This is a genomic window from Pseudomonas sp. W17, assembly GCF_040268305.1.
Classification (GTDB): domain Bacteria; phylum Pseudomonadota; class Gammaproteobacteria; order Pseudomonadales; family Pseudomonadaceae; genus Aquipseudomonas; species Aquipseudomonas protegens.
In genome coordinates, this window is the sequence record NZ_CP158490.1 from 6,486,042 (window position 1) to 6,500,279 (window position 14,238).

The window sequence follows — 14,238 nt, forward strand, 5'->3', positions numbered from 1 at the left end:
TCCAGCATCTTTTTCAGACCATCGAGAGGCGTGCGGCCCACACCGCGGGCAGATGGCACGCAGGAAGCCCGGACTAATAAGATGGCATTGAAATCCCCCGCGTTTCGTAAAAAATTTCCGTTGCTGGTTACCGGCAGTTTGCTGGCCCTGCAACCTCTAGCCACTTCCTTCGTGGTCGCCGCGGAACAGTATGACTGCTCAGTCTCTGCTTCGGGTGGCTGGGCCTGTGCGCCGAAAACCAGCGCCGCCCAACTGCCGCCGCGCCCGGTCCACGACGCCAACTCGGTCAGCTCCAGCGTTGCCACGGCAGCCGATGCTACGGGCGAAGAAGCCAGCGGCGACAAGTCGAAGCTGGTGACCGAGGCCAAGGGCCGTGGCCTGAAGTCCCGCAGTGCGGACTACAGCCACCTCGACTGGGTACCGCGCGAGAAGCTCACCGCCGCTCAATTGGCCGAGACTGGTCCTTACTGCTCTGGTTCCTATATCGAACCGATTCGTCCTGGCATGAATGACAAGACGAATAAAAGTGACGCTCCGACCTTTATCGGCGCCAAGGCTTCCCGCTATCAGCAGGAAGAACAGGTGGCGACCCTGGCCGGTGACGTGGTCATGCGCCAGGGCAGCATGCAGGTCGAGGCCGACGAGGCCAGCCTGTATCAGGCCGAGAACCGCGGCGAACTAAGCGGCAACGTGCGCGTACGCGACAATGGCGCGCTGCTGGTGGGCGACCACGCCGACATCCAGCTGGATACCGGTGAAGCCAAGGTCGACAACGCCGAGTACGTTCTGCACAAATCCCGCGTCCGTGGTAATGCGCTGTACGCCAAGCGCGCGGAAAACGCCATCATCCGCCTCAAGGATGGTACGTACACCACGTGCGAACCGAACAGCAACGCCTGGCAGCTCAAGGGCAACAACATCACCTTGAACCCGGCCACCGGCTTCGGCACCGCGACCAACGTGACCCTTCGGGTCAAAGATATTCCGGTGCTCTACACCCCGTATATCTACTTCCCGATCGACGATCGTCGCCAGTCCGGCTTCCTGCCGCCTAGCTTCAGTACCGGCAGCGATACCGGCTTCATGCTGGTGACCCCCTACTACTTCAACCTGGCACCCAACTACGACGCCACGTTGTACCCACGCTACATGGCCAAGCGCGGCCTGTTGATGGAAGGCGAGTTCCGCTACCTGACCAAAAGCAGCGAAGGTCAGTTCGGCGCGGCCTACCTCAACGACGACGACACCGATCGCAAGAAGCAGACCGACTACGAAAAAACCCGCTACATGCTCAACTGGCAACACAAGGGCGGGCTTGATTCGCGTCTGATGACCGAAGTCGACTACACCAAGATCAGCGATCCGTACTACTTCCAGGATCTGCAAACCGACCAGATCGGCGTGAAGTCCACCGATTACGTCAACCAGCAAGGTGCCGTGACCTACCGTGGCGACAGCTACACCGCACGCCTGAACGTACAGGCGTACGAGCTGGCCAGCGTGTCTAACATCACTCCGTACAACAAGCTGCCACAAATCACCTTCAACGGCGCGCTGCCGTACCATCCGCAAGGCCTGGATTTCACTTATGAAACCGAGTTGGTGCGCTTCGATCGGGATCTGCTGACAGGCAATTATACGGACAAGGACGGTGGGCCGATCGATCCGGTTACCGGTGCAGTGGGCACGCGACGCCTGGATACCAACGTCGCTGGGCTAGCCCGCGCGAATGGCGATCGTCTGAACCTCAAGCCGGGCGTCAGCCTGCCGCTGAACTGGAGCTACGGCTACCTGACCCCGTCCTTGAAGTACATGTATACCCAATACAACCTTGATCTTGATGGTACTGGCAAAGAAGGCATCGTCGCGGCACGCAACTACGCGACCGCTACAGGCACCCGCTATGTCGGCGGCGACTACAGCCGAAACCAAAACCGCGGCGTCCCGATCGCCAGCCTCGACGGTGGCCTGTACTTCGACCGCAACACCCAATGGTTTGGCAAGAACTATCGTCAAACCCTGGAGCCACGCGCGTTCTACCTCTACGTTCCTGAAGAGGATCAGAAAGACATCCCGGTATTCGATACTGGCGAGCCCACGTTCAACTACGCCTCCTTGTTCCGCGACAACCGCTTTTCCGGCTCTGACCGTGTCGGCGACGAGAACAAGCTGTCCTTGGGTGTGACCAGCCGCTGGATCGAAGACAACGGTTTCCAACGCCAGCGCATCAGCGTCGGCCAGGCTCTGTACTTCAAGGACCGTACCGTCCAGCTCCCGGGCATCGATTACCGTACCCGCGCGGACGCCACCTCGAACGTCTCGCCTTACGCACTTGAGTACGAATACCGCTACAACCGCGACTGGCGTGCAACTGCCGACTACAACTGGGACCCGGACAGCCACAGCCCGCGTTCCGGCAGTGCGATGTTCCACTATCAGCCTGAAGACAACCCGAACAAGGTGGTCAACGCCGGCTATCGCTATCGCAACGACCAGATTCGCTACGACCAGAACAGCGGTACCTGGAAAATGGGTGGCGACTACGGCACTCCAGGCCAGCCTGGCTACGTGAAGGACTACTACAAGATCCAGCAGCATGACTTCTCGGTGATCTGGCCGATCGTGCCGCAATGGAACGCCATCAGCCGTTGGCAGTACGACTACAACCGTAACCGCACGCTCGAGGCCTTCGGTGGTTTCGAATACGACAACTGCTGCTGGAAACTGCGCCTGATCAGCCGTTACTGGGTCAAGTATGACGAGTTCAGTCAGAACGCTCCGGAGAACGAAAAAGGCGACCGCGGCATCTTCCTCCAAATTGTTCTGAAGGGTCTCGGTGGCGTCATGGGCACCAAAGTAGAGAGCTTCCTCGACAAAGGCATCCAAGGTTATCGTGAACGTGAAGACCAAGCTTTCTGATTGTCTGCGCCCGCTGATGCTGGGCGCGCTGTTCCTGAGTACTGCGGCCAGCGCCGCAGTACAGTCCATCGACAAGGTCGTGGCCATCGTCGACAACGACGTAGTCATGCAGAGCCAGTTGGACCAACGGGTTCACGAAGTCCAGCAAACCATCGCCAAGCGTGGCGGTGGTGTACCGCCTACCAGCGTCCTGGAGCAACAGGTTCTGGAACGCCTGATCGTTGAAAACCTGCAACTGCAGATTGGCGAACGCTCCGGCATCCGCATCACCGATGAAGAACTGAACCAGGCGATCGGCACCATTGCCCAGCGCAACAGCATGAGCATCGAGCAATTCCGCGCCGCCCTGGCCCACGATGGTCTTTCTTATGAGGACGCCCGTGACCAGGTTCGCCGCGAGATGATCATCAGCCGCGTGCGTCAGCGCCGTGTGGCCGAACGCATCCAGGTATCGGAACAGGAAGTGAAGAACTTCCTGGCCTCGGACCTGGGCAAGATGCAGCTCTCCGAAGAACTGCACCTGGCCAACATCCTGATCCCGACCCCGGAAAGCGCCAACTCCGAAGCAATTCAGAGTGCTGCCCGCCAGGCCATGGAGGTGTACCAGCAGCTCAAGCAGGGTGCGGACTTCGCCCAGCTGGCAATCGCCCGCTCCGGCAGCGACAACGCTCTGGAAGGCGGCGACATGGGCTGGCGCAAAGCGGCTCAACTGCCCCCTCCATTCGATCGCGAACTGAGCGCCATGGCCGTGGGCGACATTACCCAACCAGCCCGTACCCCAGGCGGCTTCATCATCCTCAAGCTGCTGGACAAGCGTGGCGGCGGCAATCAGGTGCGTGACGAAGTGCACGTGCGTCACATCCTGATCAAGCCAAGCGAAATTCGCAGCGAAGAAGAGACCAAGCGCCTGGCGCAGAAACTCTACGATCGCATCGAGGCCGGCGAAGACTTCGCCGAACTGGCAAAAAGCTACTCGGAAGACCCAGGCTCTGCCCTCAACGGCGGCGACCTCAACTGGATCGACCCGAACGCCCTGGTGCCGGAGTTCCGCGAAGTGATGGCCAAGACCCCACAAGGTCAACTGTCCAAGCCCTTCAAGAGCCCTTACGGCTGGCACGTACTGGAAGTCCTTGGCCGTCGCGCCACCGACAGCACCAGCCAGGCCCGCGAACAGCAAGCCATGACCGTCCTGCGTAACCGCAAGTACGACGAAGAGCTGCAGACCTGGTTGCGGCAGATCCGTGACGAGGCCTACGTCGAAATCAAGCTGCCCGGCGCTGAACAGGCGGCACAGTGAAACCCAGACGTTTCGCTCTGACACCCGGCGAACCGGCGGGTATAGGTCCTGACCTGTGCCTGCTGCTCGCTTCGCAACCCCAGCCTCACCCCCTGATTGCTATTACCAGCCGCGACCTGCTCCTAGAGCGGGCCGCGCAGCTGGGCGTGGCCGTCGATCTGTTGCCGGTAACCCTGGAGCAACTGCCGACTGAACCCGCCCCGGCGAACAGCCTGTATGTCTGGGACACCCCCCTGGCCAAACCAGTGATCAGCGGCCAGCTGGACCAGGCCAATGCGGCTTTTGTCCTGCAAACCCTGACCCGCGCCGGCCAGGGCTGCCTGGACGGGCACTTTGCCGGCATGATCACCGCCCCCGTGCACAAAGGCGTGATCAACGACTCCGGGATCGCCTTTTCCGGCCATACCGAATTCCTCGCCGACCTGACCCACACCGAGCAAGTGGTGATGATGCTGGCCACCCACGGCCTGCGCGTGGCGCTGGTAACCACCCACCTGCCCTTGCGGGAAATCGCCGACGCCATCACTGTCGAGCGCCTGGAGCGGGTCACGCGGATCCTGCATGCCGACCTGCAACACAAGTTCGGCATCGCCCGGCCCCGCATCCTGGTCTGCGGGCTCAACCCCCACGCCGGTGAAGGCGGTCACCTGGGCCGCGAAGAAATCGACATCATCGAACCTACCCTAGAGCGCCTGCGCACCGAAGGCATGGACCTGCGCGGTCCGTTGCCTGCCGACACTCTGTTTACCCCCAAATATCTGGAGCACTGCGACGCAGTGCTGGCGATGTACCACGACCAAGGCTTGCCTGTGCTGAAATACAAAGGCTTCGGTGCGGCCGTCAACGTGACGCTCGGCTTGCCGATCATCCGCACCTCCGTCGACCACGGCACCGCCCTGGACCTGGCCGGCAGCGGCAAGATCGACACCGGCAGCCTGCAGGTCGCCCTGGAAACCGCCTACCAGATGGCCGAGAACCGTATATGACCGAGCAATACCAACACCGGGCGCGCAAGCGTTTCGGCCAGAACTTCCTGCATGACGCTGGCGTCATCGACCGCATCCTGCGGTCCATCCACGCCAAGCCCGAGGACCGCATGCTGGAAATTGGCCCGGGCCAGGGCGCCCTGACCGAGGGCCTGCTGGGCAGCGGCGCCCAGCTGGACGTGGTGGAACTGGACAAGGACCTGATCCCGATCCTCAACCAGCAGTTCGCCGGCAAGAGCAACTTCAACCTGCACCAGGGCGACGCCCTGAAGTTCGACTTCAACACCCTGGGCGCAGCGCCAGGCAGCCTGCGGGTGGTCGGCAACCTGCCCTACAACATCTCTACTCCGCTGATCTTCCACCTGCTGCAGAACGCCGGACTGATCCGCGACATGCACTTCATGCTGCAAAAGGAAGTGGTCGAACGCCTGGCCGCCGGCCCTGGCGGCGGTGATTGGGGCCGTCTTTCGATCATGGTTCAGTATCACTGCCGTGTGGAGCACCTGTTCAACGTCGGACCGGGCGCCTTCAATCCGCCGCCAAAAGTTGACTCGGCGATCGTGCGCCTGGTGCCCCACGCGGTACTGCCACACCCGGCCAAGGATCATCGCCTGTTGGAGCGCATCGTGCGCGAAGCCTTCAACCAGCGCCGCAAGACCCTGCGCAACACCCTCAAGGCACTGCTCAGCAGCGCCGAGATCGAGGCCGCCGGCGTCGACGGCAGCCTGCGTCCCGAACAACTGGACCTGGCCGCCTTCGTGCGCCTGGCCGATCAGCTGGCAGGCCAGCCCAAGCCCGCCACCGACTGAAACGCCCTCGGCTGATATCGGGTAGGACGCCAGGCAGGATGTCTGGTCTACTACCCGATACTTGACCTAGACTGACCTCCATCAGTCCTGTCCTGCGTCCCGCTTTGCTTTAAAGGCCCCTTGCATGTCCGATCCTCGTTACCAGGTCGACGTCAGCGTCGTCACTCGCTTTCTGGCAGACCAATCGCAACCCGAGCAGAACCGCTTCGCTTTCGCCTACACCATCACCGTGCAGAACAATGGCTCGCTTCCAGCCAAGCTGCTGTCCCGGCACTGGGTGATCACCGATGGCGACGGGCATGTCGAAGAGGTCCGTGGTGCCGGCGTGGTGGGCCAGCAACCGCTGATCGCCGCAGGCAAAAGCCACACCTATAGCAGCGGCACGGTAATGACCACCCGGGTTGGCAACATGCAGGGCAGCTATCAGATGCTCGCCGAGGATGGCAAACAGTTCGACGCCATCATTGCGCCCTTCCGCCTGGCCGTGCCCGGAGCCTTGCACTGATGGCGACCTACGCCGTCGGCGACCTGCAAGGCTGCCTGGAACCTCTGCAATGCCTGCTTGAACAAGTAGCCTTCGATCCCGCCCGGGATCGCCTGTGGCTGGTGGGCGACCTGGTCAACCGTGGCCCGCAGTCGCTGGAAACCCTGCGCTACCTGTATTCGATCCGCGACTCGCTGGTCTGCGTGCTGGGCAATCACGACCTGCACCTGCTGGCCGTCTGGCGCAACGTCGAGCGCCTGAAGAAATCCGACACTCTGCGCGAGATCCTGGAGGCTCCCGATTGCGAGGAGCTCTTGCAGTGGCTGCGCCAGCAGAAGCTGATGCATTACGACGAAGCCCGCAACATCGCCATGGTGCACGCCGGCATAGCCCCCCAGTGGTCGCTGAAGAAAGCCCAGAAATGTGCCGCCGAGGTCGAAGAAGCGTTGCGCGACGACAACCTCTTCGCCCCCTTCCTGGACGGCATGTATGGCAATGATCCAGCGAAATGGGACAGTGATCTCAAAGGCGTGACCCGCCTGCGGGTCATCACCAACTACTTCACCCGCATGCGCTTCTGTACCAGCGACGGCAAGCTGGACCTCAAGAGCAAGGAGGGCCTGGACACCGCGCCACCGGGCTACGCCCCCTGGTTCAGCCACAAGGAGCGCAAGACCCGGGACCTGAAGATCATCTTCGGCCACTGGGCAGCCCTGGAAGGCCATTGCAACGAGCCCGGCATCTTCGCCCTGGACAGCGGCTGCGTCTGGGGCGGGGCCATGACCCTGCTGAATGTCGATAGCGGCGTACGCCTGACCTGCGACTGCGATGCCCAGGGCCGCACCGCCGCTCTTTCCCCCGAACCCCTGCCGGCACCGGCAAAGCGCTAGCCGGCGCTGATTATCAAGCTCCAGGAGCCCACCATGAGCGAATTCAAACGCATCCCCCCAGAACAGGCCCAGGCACTGCGCGAGCAAGGTGCCGTGGTGGTGGATATCCGCGATCCGCAAACCTACGCACTGAACCACATCAGTGGCTCGCAACACCTGGACAATCACTCCATTTCCGACTTCATCCGTGCTGCTGACCTCGACGCTCCGCTAGTGGTGGTGTGCTATCACGGAAACTCGAGCCAGAGCGCGGCGGCCTACCTGGTCAGCCAGGGCTTTTCCGACGTCTACAGCCTGGATGGCGGCTTCGAACTGTGGCGCAGCACTTATCCAGCGGAAACCGCTCAGGGCAACCCTGAATAATTTTTTTCCGACGCTCTAGCCCGCGTAAGACGCGGGCTGACGCAGTACCAGACGAACGGTAGCGGGCAACTAATTCCCCATCTCGCCTTGACCTCCCGGATTCCGAACTATCCTTAGCCTCAGGCCATCCAAATCAGGGGAGAGCCGGTACACCGGCGAGCGGGTCATCGGTACTAGCTTTCAAGGTCGATAGCTTTGAAAGTGTTCTGGGGGGTAAACAGCAGCTGGAAACTCAGCTGCATGCCAGCACTTGACTGACTGATCCGACGCCGGCTCCACGTATCGAGCGAGGTGACGTCATGAGTATTTTTAGCCACTTCCAACAACGCTTCGAATCCACACGCCAGGAAGAGTTTTCGCTGCAGGAATACCTGGAGCTGTGCAAGAAGGATCGAAGCGCCTACGCCTCGGCCGCCGAGCGCCTGCTGCTGGCCATCGGCGAGCCCGAATTGCTGGATACCTCGACCAATTCGAGGCTGTCGCGAATCTTCTCCAACAAAGTGATTCGCCGCTATCCGGCGTTCGAAGACTTCCATGGCATGGAAGAATGCATCGATCAGATCGTCTCCTACTTCCGTCATGCCGCTCAGGGCCTGGAAGAAAAGAAACAGATCCTCTATCTGCTGGGGCCGGTGGGCGGTGGTAAATCCTCCCTCGCCGAGAAACTCAAGCAACTGATCGAGAAAGTGCCCTTCTACGCCATCAAGGGCTCTCCGGTCTTCGAATCACCGCTGGGCCTGTTCAACGCCACGGAAGATGGCGCGATTCTCGAAGAAGACTTCGGCATTCCCCGGCGTTACCTCAACACCATCATGTCGCCCTGGGCCACCAAGCGCCTGTCGGAGTTCGGCGGTGACATCAGCCAGTTCCGAGTGGTGAAACTCTATCCGTCGATCCTCAACCAGATTGCCGTGGCCAAGACCGAGCCTGGGGATGAGAACAACCAGGACATCTCGGCCCTCGTGGGCAAGGTGGATATCCGCAAGCTGGAAGAATTCCCCCAGAACGACGCCGACGCCTACAGCTACTCCGGGGCGCTGTGCCGAGCCAACCAGGGCCTGATGGAATTCGTCGAAATGTTCAAGGCACCGATCAAGGTGCTGCACCCACTGCTGACCGCGACCCAGGAAGGCAACTACAACAGCACCGAGGGCCTGGGGGCGATTCCGTTTACCGGCATTCTGCTGGCCCACTCCAACGAGTCGGAATGGCACACCTTCCGCAACAACAAGAACAACGAAGCCTTCATCGACCGGATCTATATCGTCAAGGTGCCGTACTGCCTGCGGGTCACCGATGAGGTGAAGATCTACGACAAGCTGCTGTTCAACAGCTCCCTGGCCAAGGCCCACTGCGCCCCCGACACCCTGAAGATGCTGGCGCAGTTCACCGTGCTTTCGCGCCTCAAGGAACCGGAGAACTCCAACATCTACTCGAAGATGCGGGTGTATGACGGCGAAAACCTCAAGGACACCGATCCCAAGGCCAAGTCGATCCAGGAGTACCGTGACAGCGCCGGCGTCGACGAGGGGATGAACGGGTTGTCGACTCGCTTTGCCTTCAAGATCCTGTCGAAGGTCTTCAACTTCGACCCTCACGAAGTGGCGGCGAACCCGGTGCACCTGCTGTACGTGCTGGAACAACAGATCGAGCAAGAGCAGTTCCAGGCAGAAACCCGCGAGCGCTACCTGCGCTTCCTCAAGGAATATCTGGCACCGCGCTACATCGAATTCATCGGCAAGGAGATCCAGACCGCCTACCTCGAGTCCTACAGCGAGTACGGCCAGAACATCTTCGACCGCTACGTGCTCTATGCGGACTTCTGGATCCAGGATCAGGAATACCGCGATCCGGAGACCGGCGAAATCCTCAATCGCGTGGCCCTCAACGAGGAACTGGAAAAGATCGAAAAACCGGCCGGGATCAGCAACCCGAAGGATTTCCGCAACGAAATCGTCAATTTCGTCCTGCGCGCCCGGGCCAACAACAACGGCAAGAACCCCACCTGGCTCAGCTACGAGAAGCTGCGGGTGGTCATCGAGAAGAAAATGTTCTCCAACACCGAGGACCTGTTGCCGGTCATCAGCTTCAACGCCAAGGCGAGCAAGGAGGATCAGCAGAAGCACAACGACTTCGTCACACGAATGGTCGAGCGCGGCTACACCGACAAACAGGTACGGCTGCTATCCGAATGGTATCTGCGGGTCAGAAAGTCGCAGTAAAGCAGCTGCAAGCTTCTAGCCCCAAGCTGCGGGCACCTTGCCGTAGAGCCCTTGCGGGCTCTGCTGCAACGCTGCCTACCGCTTGAAGCTTATGTCTTGAAGCTCCCCGGAGGGGCCCATGAGCTATGTGATCGACCGACGTCTCAATGGCAAGAACAAGAGCACGGTAAACCGCCAGCGGTTTCTGCGGCGCTACCGTGACCACATTAAAAAGGCCGTCGAAGAGGCGGTTAGCCGGCGCTCCATCACCGATATGGAGCATGGCGAGCAAATCAGCATTCCCGGGCGGGATATCGACGAACCGGTGCTGCACCACGGCCGTGGCGGCAAGCAGACCGTGGTTCACCCAGGCAACAAGGAGTTCACTGCCGGCGAGCACATTGCCAGGCCTCAAGGCGGCGGTGGGGGCGGTGGCGGCCGGGGCAAGGCCGGCAACTCCGGCGAAGGCATGGACGAGTTCGTGTTCCAGATCACCCAGGAGGAATTCCTCGAATTCATGTTCGAGGACCTGGAACTGCCCAACCTGGTGAAACGCAACCTGACCGGAACCGACACCTTCAAGACCGTGCGAGCCGGGATCAGCAACGAAGGCAACCCGGCTCGGATCAATATCATCCGTACCTTGCGGTCGGCCCACGCGCGGCGCATTGCCTTGTCCGGCAGCAGCCGGGCCAAGCTGCGGGAAGCCAAGGAAGAACTGGCGCGCCTGAAGCGGGAAGAACCGGACAATTTCGGCGATATCCAGGAGCTTGAGGCGGAAATCGAGCGCCTGAGTGCCCGGATTCACCGCGTGCCCTTCCTCGACACCTTCGACCTCAAGTACAACCTGCTGGTGAAACAGCCCAACCCCAGCTCCAAGGCGGTGATGTTCTGCCTGATGGACGTTTCTGGCTCCATGACCCAGGCCACCAAAGACATCGCCAAGCGTTTCTTCATCCTTCTGTACCTGTTCCTCAAGCGCAACTACGACAAGATCGACGTCGTGTTCATCCGCCACCACACCAGTGCCCGGGAAGTGGACGAGGAGGAATTCTTTTATTCCCGGGAAACCGGCGGCACCATCGTCTCCAGCGCCCTGAAGCTGATGCAGGAGATCATGGCCGAACGCTACCCGAGCAACGAGTGGAACATCTACGCCGCCCAGGCCTCCGATGGCGACAACTGGAACGACGACTCGCCGATCTGCCGCGACATCCTGATCAACCAGATCATGCCGTTCGTGCAGTACTACACCTACGTGGAAATCACCCCGCGCGAGCACCAGGCCCTGTGGTTCGAGTACGAACGCATCGCCGAGGCCTTTTCCGATACATTCGCCCAGCAGCAACTGGTTTCGGCCGGAGACATCTATCCGGTCTTCCGTGAACTCTTCCAGCGCAGGTTAGTGACATGACCGCCAGAGAGCAGAAGCGCCAACCCATCTCCACCGGCTCGGAATGGACCTTCGAGCTGATCCAGGCCTACGACCGTGAAATCAGCCGTATCGCGGCCCGCTATGCCCTGGACACCTATCCCAACCAGATCGAAGTGATCACCGCCGAGCAGATGATGGACGCCTATGCCTCGGTGGGCATGCCCCTGGGCTATCACCACTGGTCCTACGGCAAGCACTTCCTCAGCACCGAAAAATCCTACAGCCGGGGCCAGATGGGCCTGGCCTACGAAATCGTCATCAACTCCGACCCTTGCATTGCCTATCTGATGGAAGAGAACACCATCTGCATGCAGGCGCTGGTGGTGGCTCACGCCTGCTATGGCCACAACAGCTTCTTCAAGGGCAACTACCTGTTCCGCACCTGGACCGATGCCAGCTCGATCATCGACTACCTGGTGTTTGCCAAGCAGTACATCATGCAATGCGAGGAGCGCCATGGCATCGATGCCGTGGAAGATCTGCTGGACTCCTGCCATGCCTTGATGAACTACGGTGTCGACCGCTACAAGCGGCCCTACCCGATTTCCGCCGAAGAAGAACGGCGCCGGCAGAAAGACCGGGAGGAACACCTGCAGAAACAGATCAACGACCTGTGGCGCACCATTCCCAAGGGCGCGGACAAGTACAGCGACAAGGACAATGCGCGCTTCCCCGCCGAACCTCAGGAAAACATCCTCTATTTCATCGAAAAACACGCGCCACTACTGGAGCCCTGGCAACGCGAAATCGTGCGCATCGTGCGCAAGATCGCCCAGTACTTCTACCCGCAACGCCAGACCCAGGTGATGAACGAAGGCTGGGCTACCTTCTGGCACTACACCTTGATGAACGATCTGTACGACGAGGGCCTGGTCACCGATGGCTTCATGATGGAATTCCTCACCTCCCATACCAGCGTGGTATTCCAGCCAGGCTTCGACAGCCCCTACTACAACGGCATCAACCCCTATGCCCTGGGCTTTGCCATGTACCGCGATATCCGACGCATCTGCGAAGAGCCCACGGAAGAGGACCGGCGCTGGTTCCCGGAACTGGCCGGCACCGACTGGCTGTCGAGCATCAAGTTCGCCATGAGCAGCTTCAAGGACGAGAGCTTCATCCTGCAGTACCTGTCGCCCAAGGTCATCCGCGATCTCAAGCTGTTCAGCATCATGGACGACGACCAGAAGGACGACCTGCTGGTACCGGCAATCCATGATGAAAGCGGCTATCGGATCATCCGTGAAACCCTCGCCGCGCAATACAACCTGGGTAACCGAGAACCCAACGTGCAGATCTGGAGCATCGACCGCCGGGGCGACCGCTCCTTGACCCTGCGTCATCAGCAACACGACCGTAAACCCCTGGGGGATTCCACCGACGAAGTGCTCAAGCACCTGCACCGCCTCTGGGGCTTCGACATTCACCTGGAGACCCTGCAGGGCGATCAGGTGATGAAAACCCACCACGTACCGCCAAAGAGCGATCACAACGAAAACGACTACGGTCGCCTGGACCTGGCGGTTATCCACCTTTAAGCCCGATAACAAGCCTCCGGATGCGCGATACAAGGGTTATCCTGTCGCGCTAACGGAGGTTTTTTTATGCGGATTTACAAAGTCGGCGGCGCCGTGCGCGACCGCCTGCTCGGCAGGCCGGTTACCGATATCGACTGGGTGGTAGTGGGTGCCAGTGCAGAGGAGATGCTCGCCAAGGGCTTTCGCCCCGTGGGCGCGGACTTCCCGGTGTTCCTGCACCCCAAGAGCGGCGAGGAATACGCCCTGGCCCGCACCGAGCGCAAGACTGGGCGGGGTTATGGTGGTTTCACCTTCCATGCCAGCCCGGAAGTCACCCTGGAAGAGGACCTGATCCGTCGCGACCTGACCATCAACGCCATGGCCGAAGATGAACAGGGCCGCCTCACCGATCCCTACAACGGTCAGAAGGACCTTGAAGAGCGGCTATTGCGCCACGTTTCCCCGGCATTCGCCGAAGATCCCCTGCGAGTACTGCGGGTCGCCCGCTTCGCCGCCCGCTACGCCGGGCTGGGTTTTCGCGTGGCGCCAGAGACACTCGAGCTGATGCGCGACCTCAGTGAATCCGGTGAGCTTCAGGCCCTGACGGCCGAACGCAGCTGGAAAGAGATATCTCGCGCCCTGATGGAGGATCAGCCCCAGGTCTTTATCCAGGTATTGCGCGACTGCGGCGCGCTGGCGGTGCTGATGCCCGAAATCGACGCACTGTTCGGCGTACCTCAACCCGCGATCCATCACCCGGAGATAGACACCGGCGCGCACACCCTCAGCGTTCTGCTGCAAGCCGCGTTGCATCAGCAACCCCTCAGCGTGCGCTGGGCCTGCCTGCTCCACGACCTGGGCAAAGGCCTGACACCCGAGGAGGAGTGGCCACGGCACATTGGCCATGAGCGCACAGGCCTGGAACTGATCAAGGCGGTCAATGAACGCTTCAAGGCGCCCCGGGAATGCCAGGAGTTGGCACTGCTGGTGGGCCAGTACCATACCCACGGCCACAAGGCGCTGGAACTCAAGGCCTCGACACTCCTGGAACTATTGCAAAGTTTCGACGTGTTCCGACGCCCACAACGTTTCGAAGAGTTCATAGCGGCATGCGAAATGGATGCTCGCGGCCGTCTTGGACTGGAGTCGCGGCCTTATCCGCAAGCCGATTACCTGCGAGGAGCCGCCGAGGCGGCGCGCAAGGTGGCGGTTCAACCCTTGCTGGAACAGGGGGTCAAGGGGCCGCAACTGGGCGAGGCACTAAGGCTGGAACGACTGAAGGCCATCAAGGCCTACAAGGAACAGCACGCGCCTTGAGTGAGTCGCGAACCGCCCCG

Annotated in this window: 11 protein-coding genes; all 11 read left to right on the forward strand. The window is 60.7% G+C overall.

Annotated features, from left to right (window positions below; all coding sequences use genetic code 11):
* The first annotated feature begins 81 nt into the window (after positions 1 to 81).
* The 11 genes from ABCR88_RS29910 to ABCR88_RS29960 all read left to right on the forward strand — a co-directional run bounded on the left by ABCR88_RS29910 (position 82) and on the right by ABCR88_RS29960 (position 14,218).
* Positions 82 to 2,919, forward strand: coding sequence for an LPS-assembly protein LptD (locus ABCR88_RS29910; protein WP_015637250.1), 2,838 nt, complete (start codon positions 82 to 84; stop codon positions 2,917 to 2,919).
* A complete protein-coding gene (surA, locus tag ABCR88_RS29915; protein WP_036997049.1) occupies positions 2,900 to 4,216 on the forward strand; it encodes a peptidylprolyl isomerase SurA in 1,317 nt (438 codons plus the stop codon). Before ABCR88_RS29910 ends, surA begins: the two co-directional genes overlap by 20 nt.
* Positions 4,213 to 5,202, forward strand: a complete 990-nt coding sequence (gene pdxA, locus ABCR88_RS29920; protein WP_015637252.1) for a 4-hydroxythreonine-4-phosphate dehydrogenase PdxA — start codon at positions 4,213 to 4,215, stop codon at positions 5,200 to 5,202. Before surA ends, pdxA begins: the two co-directional genes overlap by 4 nt.
* Positions 5,199 to 6,011 (forward strand): 16S rRNA (adenine(1518)-N(6)/adenine(1519)-N(6))-dimethyltransferase RsmA, encoded by an 813-nt coding sequence (gene rsmA, locus ABCR88_RS29925; RefSeq protein WP_019094977.1) that lies wholly within the window; start codon positions 5,199 to 5,201, stop codon positions 6,009 to 6,011. Before pdxA ends, rsmA begins: the two co-directional genes overlap by 4 nt.
* Before the next feature lie 124 nt (positions 6,012 to 6,135).
* Positions 6,136 to 6,516, forward strand: coding sequence for a Co2+/Mg2+ efflux protein ApaG (gene apaG / locus ABCR88_RS29930; protein ID WP_025131262.1), 381 nt, complete (start codon positions 6,136 to 6,138; stop codon positions 6,514 to 6,516).
* Positions 6,516 to 7,385 (forward strand): symmetrical bis(5'-nucleosyl)-tetraphosphatase, encoded by an 870-nt coding sequence (locus tag ABCR88_RS29935; RefSeq protein ID WP_161466530.1) that lies wholly within the window; start codon positions 6,516 to 6,518, stop codon positions 7,383 to 7,385. The genes apaG and ABCR88_RS29935 overlap by 1 nt, the downstream gene beginning before the upstream one ends.
* A 33-nt stretch (positions 7,386 to 7,418) precedes the next feature.
* Entirely contained in the window at positions 7,419 to 7,748 is a 330-nt protein-coding gene (glpE, locus tag ABCR88_RS29940; RefSeq protein WP_011063830.1) for a thiosulfate sulfurtransferase GlpE, read from the forward strand.
* A 299-nt stretch (positions 7,749 to 8,047) separates the two neighbouring features.
* Positions 8,048 to 9,970 (forward strand): PrkA family serine protein kinase, encoded by a 1,923-nt coding sequence (locus tag ABCR88_RS29945; RefSeq protein WP_011063831.1) that lies wholly within the window; start codon positions 8,048 to 8,050, stop codon positions 9,968 to 9,970.
* 118 nt (positions 9,971 to 10,088) lie between these two features.
* Positions 10,089 to 11,363, forward strand: a complete 1,275-nt coding sequence (locus ABCR88_RS29950; RefSeq protein ID WP_011063832.1) for a YeaH/YhbH family protein — start codon at positions 10,089 to 10,091, stop codon at positions 11,361 to 11,363.
* Positions 11,360 to 12,922 (forward strand): SpoVR family protein, encoded by a 1,563-nt coding sequence (locus ABCR88_RS29955; RefSeq protein ID WP_011063833.1) that lies wholly within the window; start codon positions 11,360 to 11,362, stop codon positions 12,920 to 12,922. The genes ABCR88_RS29950 and ABCR88_RS29955 overlap by 4 nt, the downstream gene beginning before the upstream one ends.
* A 66-nt stretch (positions 12,923 to 12,988) precedes the next feature.
* Complete coding sequence (locus ABCR88_RS29960) at positions 12,989 to 14,218, forward strand: multifunctional CCA addition/repair protein (protein ID WP_350403786.1); 1,230 nt, start codon at positions 12,989 to 12,991, stop codon at positions 14,216 to 14,218.
* The last annotated feature ends 20 nt before the right edge of the window (positions 14,219 to 14,238 follow it).

What these genes read in the sequence shown, in the direction of transcription:
- ABCR88_RS29945 (WP_011063831.1), top strand. Translation starts at nt 8,048, where the DNA reads ATGAGTATTTTTAGCCACTTCCAACAACGCTTCGAATCCACACGCCAG.
- apaG (WP_025131262.1), top strand. Translation starts at nt 6,136, where the DNA reads ATGTCCGATCCTCGTTACCAGGTCGACGTCAGCGTCGTCACTCGCTTT.
- ABCR88_RS29955 (WP_011063833.1), top strand. Translation starts at nt 11,360, where the DNA reads ATGACCGCCAGAGAGCAGAAGCGCCAACCCATCTCCACCGGCTCGGAA.
- ABCR88_RS29935 (WP_161466530.1), top strand. Translation starts at nt 6,516, where the DNA reads ATGGCGACCTACGCCGTCGGCGACCTGCAAGGCTGCCTGGAACCTCTG.
- ABCR88_RS29910 (WP_015637250.1), top strand. Translation starts at nt 82, where the DNA reads ATGGCATTGAAATCCCCCGCGTTTCGTAAAAAATTTCCGTTGCTGGTT.
- rsmA (WP_019094977.1), top strand. Translation starts at nt 5,199, where the DNA reads ATGACCGAGCAATACCAACACCGGGCGCGCAAGCGTTTCGGCCAGAAC.
- ABCR88_RS29950 (WP_011063832.1), top strand. Translation starts at nt 10,089, where the DNA reads ATGAGCTATGTGATCGACCGACGTCTCAATGGCAAGAACAAGAGCACG.
- glpE (WP_011063830.1), top strand. Translation starts at nt 7,419, where the DNA reads ATGAGCGAATTCAAACGCATCCCCCCAGAACAGGCCCAGGCACTGCGC.
- ABCR88_RS29960 (WP_350403786.1), top strand. Translation starts at nt 12,989, where the DNA reads ATGCGGATTTACAAAGTCGGCGGCGCCGTGCGCGACCGCCTGCTCGGC.